The sequence below is a fragment of the Pseudomonas sp. genome, assembly GCF_037994325.1.
Classification (GTDB): Bacteria; Pseudomonadota; Gammaproteobacteria; order Pseudomonadales; family Pseudomonadaceae; genus Aquipseudomonas.
Genome location: NZ_JBBNAH010000490.1, coordinates 1 through 1,706, shown reverse-complemented (window position 1 = coordinate 1,706; position 1,706 = coordinate 1). Strand labels below are relative to the sequence as shown.

Below are 1,706 nucleotides of genomic sequence, written 5' to 3'. Positions count from 1 at the left end.
CCCTTAATTTCTCGCTAACCTATTGATTAACTTGAAGTTTTAAGAGCCTTCCGCGCCGGAAGTGGTGCGCATTATAAGCACCCAGGAAAAGACGTCAAGCGATTATTTGACCTTTTACTCAGCTTTCAATGTAACCCGCGCAAATGCCTTCTTGCCGGCCTGGCAAACATGGGTAGCGCCGAGTGCATATATAAAGGTGCGATCAACAACCTCGCCATCTATACGCACACTACCCGCATTCAGCAGATCGCGAGCACCAGCCGCGTTCTTAACCAACCCAGCCTTATTAAGGAGGGAAGCAATCGGCAGATCCTCAGCCGAGACAACAACAACTTCCGGCAAATCATCAGGTAGCTCGCCTTCCTTCATACGGTTACCCGCTGAACGATGAGCATTGGCGGCAGCTTCTTCGCCATGGAAGCGAGCGACAATCTCTTCAGCCAGCTTGATCTTGATATCCCGCGGGTTAGCACCATTAGCAACGTCCGCCTTGAACACACCAATCTCGTCCATCGAACGGAAGCTCAGCAGTTCAAAGTAACGCCACATCAAGGAATCTGGAATCGACACCAGCTTGTTGTACATAACGCCAGGCGCTTCCTGGATGCCGACGTAGTTACCCAGCGACTTGGACATCTTCTTCACGCCATCCAAACCTTCCAGCAGCGGCATGGTGAGAATGGTCTGCGCCTCTTGCCCGTAAGCGCGCTGCAACTCACGCCCCATTAGCAGATTGAATTTCTGGTCGGTGCCGCCCAGTTCGACATCCGCACGCAGCGCCACCGAGTCATACCCCTGCACAAGCGGATAAAGGAATTCATGAATGGCGATGGGCTGGTTGCCGGCGTAACGCTTGCTGAAGTCATCACGCTCCAACATGCGGGCCACGGTGTATTGCGAGGCAAGACGAATGAAGTCCGCTGGCGTTAATTGATCCATCCAGGTGGAGTTAAACGCGACCTCGGTTTTCGCCGGATCAAGAATCTTGAAGACCTGAGCCTTATATGTCTCGGCATTATCGAGAACCTGCTCACGCGTCAGCGGTGGACGGGTCGCGCTCTTACCGCTCGGGTCACCGATCATGCCGGTGAAGTCGCCGATCAAAAACACCACCTGGTGCCCCAGTTCTTGGAACTGACGCAGCTTATTAATAAGCACGGTATGGCCAAGGTGCAGATCGGGCGCAGTCGGATCGAAACCTGCCTTGATACGTAGCGGCTGGCCACGCTTCAATTTCTCGATCAATTCAGCCTCGACCAACACCTCTTCTGCACCGCGCTTGATCAGCGCCAGCTGCTCTTCAACCGACTTCATACCCGCCCCGCACCACCTGATTTTCGAAGGGAACCAACCATACAAGATCAGCAACTAATTACAAGTTTGCGCCTACCACTTGGCCCCCTGTCATAAAGGAGAAACTCGTAGGCTTGCCTCAAGGTGCTTTTGGTTATATTTTATACAGTTACTTCATATTCATCATTTTCTTCATATCTTTCTTTTCACCTTTTCAAAGTCAAATTACCTTATGACCTCAATTTCTAAAGCGCCGCCTCCATACCCCAAAAGCCATCTCCTAGCGGCCAGCGGGATCGCCGCCCTCCTCAGCCTGGCCCTTTTGGTTTTCCCATCACGCGAAGTAGAAGCAAAAAAGACCACCCTTAATCTTGATCTAAACGGCGCTGAGCAGCTCGAATCCTCCCCAAACG

1 protein-coding gene and 1 pseudogene are annotated in these 1,706 nt (G+C 52.2%); one reads left to right on the top strand and one right to left on the bottom strand.

Translation table 11 applies throughout. The features are described 5' to 3' along the window. Positions 1-114: 114 nt before the first annotated feature. Positions 115-1,314, bottom strand: a complete 1,200-nt coding sequence (gene tyrS, locus AAAB16_RS16715; RefSeq protein ID WP_340664333.1) for a tyrosine--tRNA ligase — start codon at positions 1,312-1,314, stop codon at positions 115-117. A gap of 211 nt (positions 1,315-1,525) precedes the next feature. Here tyrS and AAAB16_RS16710 point away from each other — a divergent pair. Beyond that, positions 1,526-1,706, top strand: a pseudogene (locus AAAB16_RS16710) (peptidase M23); the annotation flags it as partial.